Origin of the sequence: Methanobrevibacter sp. (assembly GCF_045636185.1) — an archaeon.
GTDB lineage: Archaea > Methanobacteriota > Methanobacteria > Methanobacteriales > Methanobacteriaceae > Methanocatella.
Window position 1 is genome coordinate 1 of record NZ_JAZTXC010000103.1, and the last position, 6,395, is coordinate 6,395.

Consider the following 6,395-nt stretch of genomic DNA (forward strand, 5'->3'; position numbering starts at 1 on the left):
ATTTTATTAGACCTCCTTGGAGATTATAAAATTTTTGAAAATCAATTGCTTATTTTATGATTAATAATATATTGTTTCTACTATATAAAATTATTTGTATTTATTGAAACTAATTAATGATTTATAAAAAAAATAATGAAGAAATGAAAAATTGAAGCTATAATGTAGCTTCAACAATGATGAGCTTGTCTTCATCTCCACCAGGCATATGGCGGAATTCAATGATCTCGTCCTTTACAGCATGCAAATCAATATCTACAGCTTGATTTAACAATTCACCATTGAGCTGAAGTGAAAGAATCAAACCTTCGCCAGTTTCCTCATCTTCAGGAGTAAGCCCAAGCACAGTGCCTGGAGCAAAAACTCTATTGTATGACAATTCAAAAATGTCGTCCACTTTCACATTATTTCTTACATATTCTATAATATCATCCGGGTCCATAAGTATCTCTTCGACCATAATTACACCTTTGATAAGTTACATCATTTTAATTAAAATTATGCTTAATAATTTTATATTTAATATCAATAAATGATAATTTAATTAATTATAAAATTAATTTAATTGATTGTAAAATGCAATCATTAATTAAAAATTAATTAAATCATGATTTACCGCAATAATCTTTAAAATAATTTAAAAATAAAAAAATAAAAAAAGAAGAAAAATATAAGAAAAAGAGAAAGAGCTTATTGAGCTCTGTATTCTCTAATTGCGTTATATTCGTCGTCTTCTTCAATCCAAGTAGATAATCTGTCTCTGTTTTTCTCAGCATCGATAATTAAGGTACCTTTACCGTTTAAAGCAATGTCCCCTTTGTATTCGATGTATCTACCAGGGTAAACAATACCATCTAATTCAGGATCGGTTACGATTCCTTGTTCTACGAAACCTTCGAGTAATCTTCCGACTTTTCCGTGAATTACGATGTTACCGTTTTTCATTTGTCCACCAGGCCAACGGTTTACGTTACCATCAATTTCAATGGTACCTTTGGTCATGTGGATACCTGCGAGAATATCACAGTCACCTAAAACGTGGATTTTACCACCGACTAAACATTCACCACATTGTTTACCAGCATTTCCGTGGATAATGATTTCTCCACCGGACATACCTCTCCATTCACCAATGTAGGATGCACCACAGAATTCTTTGGTGTCACCGAAAATTTCAAGTTTACCACCAGTCATTTCACGACCAGCGTGAGCTGCTACGTTACCGTAAACAGTTACTAATCCGCCAGCCATTTCTGCACCAACGTGAAGGTCTGCATCACCGTTAACAACTACTTCACCAGCACTCATTTTACAACCGATGTATTTTACTCTGTTACAATCTCCGTTTAAAATCATTTTGACTTCAGCTGGAGATTCTGCTTCTCCTTCAACAGTGATGTCAAAGTAATCAGTGATTGGGAATCTGGAGTTTCCTACAGGTACTTTGTACTCTGCAAAGTCTTCTTCAGTCCAAGAGTAAATGTTATCAGTGATTAACTCATCAAATTCTAAAGCAATTGAAGAAGTTTTCTTTTGATCAAAAGTTATAGTTTTCATTAATAAACACTCTCCTTATTTAGCTTCTACGTCCACTCTAGTTGGGTTTGGTACATAGTGGTCGTGTACTTGATAGTTTTCCCATTTGACAGAATAGTATTGGGTAAAGAATGGCATTATACTGTCGATAATTTGTTTTTCTTCTTCTTCGTAACCAATTACGTTGGTCCAAATGGTGTGGCTTTGTTTAGTGGAAACAATGTCACCATCTTTAACAACGATTTGACCATCTTTGATAGTGTAGTAAGCGTTACTGAATGCTTTTTCGACACCTTCAGGGTCTTTGGATGGGTCAAAGTCATTAGGGTTAATGTCATATACAGCGATATCTGCGTTGTAGCCAGGGGTAAGTGCACCTCTGTCTTGGAATCCGTGGATTCTTGCAGGAGCTGCTCTGGAAATAGTAGCTATTTCGTAGAAGTCGTATTCTCTGTCAAGACCAGCTAAGCCAGTTCTTTTGGAAGCCCATTTGTGTACTTCACCATTGTCAATCATAGACATCCTTTTCTCAGCACTCATTAACCAGGAGATGATCTTTGGATATCTGATGAAAGGACCTGCGTTAGGGTGGTCAGTGGTTAAACATACTTGCCATGGGTTTTCAATGTGCAAGAACAATTCAAGACCAATAGCCCATTGTAAGGTACTTACTGGAGTTTTTGGAGAGTAAATACATGGAATGATACCAGCAGCGGTTTCACATTCAATGTCTTTGTTAGCCCATTTTAATCCAGAGATTTTGAACAAGTCGTATTCCATAGGAGCGTCTGCAGTCATTGTAGTGGTTTCGTCGAAAGTTACTTGACCTACGTCACAAGTTACGTATGGGTTCTTGTTAATGAAGTCAGCAACTTCTTCAGCACCGGATGCTGCATCTTTCCAACTGTTACCAGTGTATGAGTGGAACTGTGCGTGAGTACAGTGAATGGTTTGATCTCTTACACCAGCAGATGCTTTAGTAGATTTTGCAATGTCTTTGATAGAGTCTAAAGTTGCAATAGTAGTTGGTACGTTTCCCGGGTGACCTAAATCATTAGGGTGGATGTGTATAGAGTGAGGAAGACCTAATTGTTCGTTAGCTTTTGCTAAAGCTCTTACAACTTCTCTGGAGGTTACGTCAAAGTAAGGTGCTTTGTCATCGTATCCGTGTACGTTCATACCCCAACCCCATGCTTCTGAACCACATGGGTTTACGATTTTTACACCGTATCCTTTAGATACTCTTAACATTGCTGCAATAAATGCTGCTAAGTCATCAATTCTGTTTTCTCTTGCATATTCCATTACGAACCAGTTGTTACCAAATAATGGTAATGGGTTAATATCGATGTTTGGAATAGTGTTAATTTCTTCGTGTGTGTGTTTTGCTTCTAAAGGAGGCATAGCTGCTTCACAAACAGTACCGTATCCCATTCTTGAGTATCTGTATCCAGTGGTAGGACAACTTGGGATGGAGAAACCAGCTTCAGCTCTGGTTACTTTTGTTTTTTGAGCTACTCCTCTTCTTTCGTCTTCTGGTCTGTATAATCTACCTACAACCAATTTTGGTCCTGCAACGTGAGCGTGAGGGTCTACACCAGCAGGCATTACAATTTTATCAGTGACGTCTAATACTTCAGCGTCAGCGGATACATCTTCAACGATTTTACCATCTTTGAAGCAGATATCCATTTTTTCTCCGTTTACTTCATTAGCAGGGTCGTAAACAATACCATTTTTAAGTATATATTCCATTAAAATCACCTTACTTATCTAAGAGACATGCGAGACCTTCATTAGGAACGTATTCATCTGCTACGTTAGGTTCTTCTCTGAGTTTCATTACTCTTTCTTTCAATTCACGTACAATCCATTCGTCATCACGACAGGTTTCAGGTTTGTCGATAGCTTTTTTCATCCAGATAGGAACACCATCCATACGGTAACTGGTACCTCCACATTCTACGGAAATGAAGGATCCAGGAAGTACTACGTCTGCGAGTTCAGTAGATGGTCCCCAGTGAATATCGATTTGGATAACTGGAATGTCAGCTAAGTGTTGGTTTGCTCCGTTAGGGAAGTGAGCACCAGGGTCTGCTGCAATTACCATGAAACAGTCAGGTTCTTTTCTGACTAATAAGTCGATAGTGTTGGTTTCACCCATCATATATCTTCCGTATCCTCTACAGAAGTCTACACCGAATGCCCAACCAGTTTCGTAAGCCATGAAAATGTTGAAACCGTTTACGTTAAAGTGTCCTCTCATTGGAGTAAGACCCCATTTAGAGAATCTGTTTAAGTCTTGTACCATTTTAATAGCAATATCAATGTTTCTTTGTTTGGATAAAGTGTGAGTTAAACCAAGACCGAAGAATAAAACACCGAATTCAGCATTTTTCATTTCTTCAGCTAATTCATAAATGTCTTCTTTAGGAATTCCAGAAATTACATCTTGGTATAATTCTTTTCCTCTTAATACAGCTCTTATAGCGTTGTAGAAACCGTAGTCTCCGTTTTGTTCGAATCCAATCCATTTGTCAGAACATTTTGCAGTGTCTGAGAATTTTGGATCCATGGTAATGACTGTTCTGTCAAATCTTCCTCTTTGTCTGAAGTATCCACGACAGAATACAGCATATCTTGCCATGTGTCTTGGGTGGGAGTTCATTGCGTTACTTCCAGAGTATGCAATAACATCAGCTCTGTTTTGTACTTCTCCTAAAGTTTGGATAGGGTAACCTGCATTTTGTACAGCTTGTAAGGAAGGACCGTGACAAATGGTTGCTTGGTTATCTAATACTGCACCAATATATTCACCTAAAGCTACACCTTCTTTCATAGTTTCGGTAGAAGTTTCAGACCAACCGTAAAATACTGGTCTGATTGAGTTTGCGATGTACTCAGCAGCTTTATCTAAAGCAGTATCCCAATCTACTTCCATGAGTTCTCCGTTTTCATCCCTAATCATTGGAACAATTAATCTTTGGTCCATATCTTCCATGATTTTACTTGCACCAAGTCTGCATGCGTGTCTTACAGCAACTACATGACCATTTTTAACTAAGTAGTCTAAATCGTCACAGTTACAACCACAAAATGCACAGGTACAGTTTTCTACAATGTAATCGTAATCAGTTACAGGTGGTTCATAAGTCATGATCAATCAACTCCTCCCATTTACGTCCTTTGTAAACTGGTAATTCACCTAATGAATCCATTTCTTCAACAGTGTCATCATCAGTTTCATCAACATATTTTTTGTATACCCATCTCATTAAATCTGCCATGAGTAATACTTTTCTGTCTGTTTTTTCAACAGTACATCTAATACCTTTGTAAGTAGGGTCAGAACAGCAGTAAGTATCGTGACTTACAATAGTGTTAGCCCAAGGTCCTTTACAAATGAATACAGTACCTTCGTGAGGTGCATCTCTTGATACTGCACAGTTTACTACTACTTCACCAAAATCTGTTTTTACTAAAACAGTATCCCAGTTGTTTACACCTAATTTTGCCATATCCCTAGGATCCATGTAACAAGTTCCAGAAGCGTTTTTATATTCTTCTTTTAATGTGGAACCTCTTTTCTTACATGCACCTTGGTAAATGTCTGAACCGGTGTTTAACATACATTTAAGAACATCAGTAGTTCCTTCCCCTGTAATTTTTACATCAGGTACAACAGGTTTTTCTAAATAAGTATTAGCATAATGCATATTATTTCCCCCTTATTCTAACCATATAGCGTTTACTGGGCAAAACATTTGACAAGTTCCACATAATTCACATTTATCTGGACTGAAAAGTTTAATAAACCCATTTTCTACCATGATAACTACTTCTTCAGTTTTTGCACCACTACCACCAGCATTTTCTGGACTGATAGCTGCATTAACAGGACAAGCAATTACACAAATTCCGCATCCTAAACAATTATCTTGATTTACTTTAAGTTCCATCAAATCACCTAGTCTTTAATTGCATTTAAAGCATCTGTCCAAGTTGCTGAATTTGTTGGAGTGTGATCAACATCAGTTCTTTTTACAGTAATTGCACCGTTAGGACATGCTTTAGCACATGCTTTACATTTAATACAGTAATCAGGTTGTGCAACAATATGATCTAATCTTGAACCTGGACCAGTTGAAACTGGGAATGCTAATGCATTACATTTACAAATATCTACACAAGCACCACATGCTTGACATTTATCTTGGTCAACTTCAATTGTACCTTCGAATGGTTTTTTAGCTTTTGCTGCATCAGTTGGGCAGACTCCTTCACACCATCCGCAGTAAACACAGAGTTCACTATCAATGACTGAGTTACCTTTAACAACAGCTTTTGAAAGGTCAATATCGTATTCACCGTAGGAACAAATTCTACATAATGCTTTAATAGCGTTAGTAGGACATGCTTTTTTACATACTAAACAGTAAACACATTTGGAAGTGTCAACTTCGATAGATTCTCTACCAGTTTCTTTGTCAACAACAATTGCTTCTGCAGGACATAATTCTTCACAGACACCACAGTAAACACAATCATCATCGTTAATTTCAATTTCACCGGTTACTAAATCAGCACGGTCTGGTAATACTCTGTCAATTGCGATAGCATCACGTGGACAAGCAATTTCACATTTTTTACAATAGATACATTCATCATCGTCAATTTCAGAAAATGCATTGTAGTGAGGATATGCATCAATTTCACAAATTGGTACTCCATCAATGGTTAATACTAATGCGTCAACAGGACATAATCCGCTACACATACCACATAATACACATTTGTCTTCATTAATACTAATTCTTTGAACATCAAATTCGTCACGAATATTTTGTGCGATTTTTTCA

At 37.0% G+C, this 6,395-nt stretch carries 7 protein-coding genes; all 7 read right to left on the bottom strand.

Translation table 11 applies throughout. The annotated features are described in order from the left end of the window. Positions 1-157: 157 nt before the first annotated feature. Positions 158-460, bottom strand: coding sequence for a DUF2097 domain-containing protein (locus ACKI3Q_RS05865; protein ID WP_407415188.1), 303 nt, complete (start codon positions 458-460; stop codon positions 158-160). A gap of 230 nt (positions 461-690) precedes the next feature. Next, positions 691-1,557 (bottom strand): formylmethanofuran dehydrogenase subunit C, encoded by an 867-nt coding sequence (locus tag ACKI3Q_RS05870; protein ID WP_407415190.1) that lies wholly within the window; start codon positions 1,555-1,557, stop codon positions 691-693. A 15-nt stretch (positions 1,558-1,572) separates the two neighbouring features. Beyond that, complete coding sequence (locus tag ACKI3Q_RS05875) at positions 1,573-3,291, bottom strand: formylmethanofuran dehydrogenase subunit A (RefSeq protein WP_407415192.1); 1,719 nt, start codon at positions 3,289-3,291, stop codon at positions 1,573-1,575. A gap of 10 nt (positions 3,292-3,301) precedes the next feature. Then, entirely contained in the window at positions 3,302-4,693 is a 1,392-nt protein-coding gene (locus ACKI3Q_RS05880) for a formylmethanofuran dehydrogenase subunit B (RefSeq protein WP_407415194.1), read from the bottom strand. Continuing rightward, on the bottom strand, positions 4,683-5,252 hold the full coding sequence (locus tag ACKI3Q_RS05885; protein ID WP_407415196.1) for a molybdopterin dinucleotide binding domain-containing protein: 570 nt from the start codon (positions 5,250-5,252) through the stop codon (positions 4,683-4,685). The genes ACKI3Q_RS05880 and ACKI3Q_RS05885 overlap by 11 nt, the downstream gene beginning before the upstream one ends. A 12-nt stretch (positions 5,253-5,264) precedes the next feature. Beyond that, a complete protein-coding gene (locus ACKI3Q_RS05890; protein WP_296798567.1) occupies positions 5,265-5,495 on the bottom strand; it encodes an ATP-binding protein in 231 nt (76 codons plus the stop codon). An 8-nt stretch (positions 5,496-5,503) separates the two neighbouring features. Continuing rightward, positions 5,504-6,395, bottom strand: an 892-nt coding sequence (fwdF, locus tag ACKI3Q_RS05895) for a tungsten-dependent formylmethanofuran dehydrogenase subunit FwdF (RefSeq protein WP_407415198.1), incomplete at its 5' end; no start/stop codon positions are given.

Excerpts from the sequence above, each read along its gene's own strand:
- ACKI3Q_RS05890 (WP_296798567.1), bottom strand. The coding sequence starts at position 5,495 with ATGGAACTTAAAGTAAATCAAGATAATTGTTTAGGATGCGGAATTTGT.
- ACKI3Q_RS05880 (WP_407415194.1), bottom strand. The coding sequence starts at position 4,693 with ATGACTTATGAACCACCTGTAACTGATTACGATTACATTGTAGAAAAC.
- ACKI3Q_RS05865 (WP_407415188.1), bottom strand. The coding sequence starts at position 460 with ATGGTCGAAGAGATACTTATGGACCCGGATGATATTATAGAATATGTA.
- ACKI3Q_RS05870 (WP_407415190.1), bottom strand. The coding sequence starts at position 1,557 with ATGAAAACTATAACTTTTGATCAAAAGAAAACTTCTTCAATTGCTTTA.
- ACKI3Q_RS05885 (WP_407415196.1), bottom strand. The coding sequence starts at position 5,252 with ATGCATTATGCTAATACTTATTTAGAAAAACCTGTTGTACCTGATGTA.
- ACKI3Q_RS05875 (WP_407415192.1), bottom strand. The coding sequence starts at position 3,291 with ATGGAATATATACTTAAAAATGGTATTGTTTACGACCCTGCTAATGAA.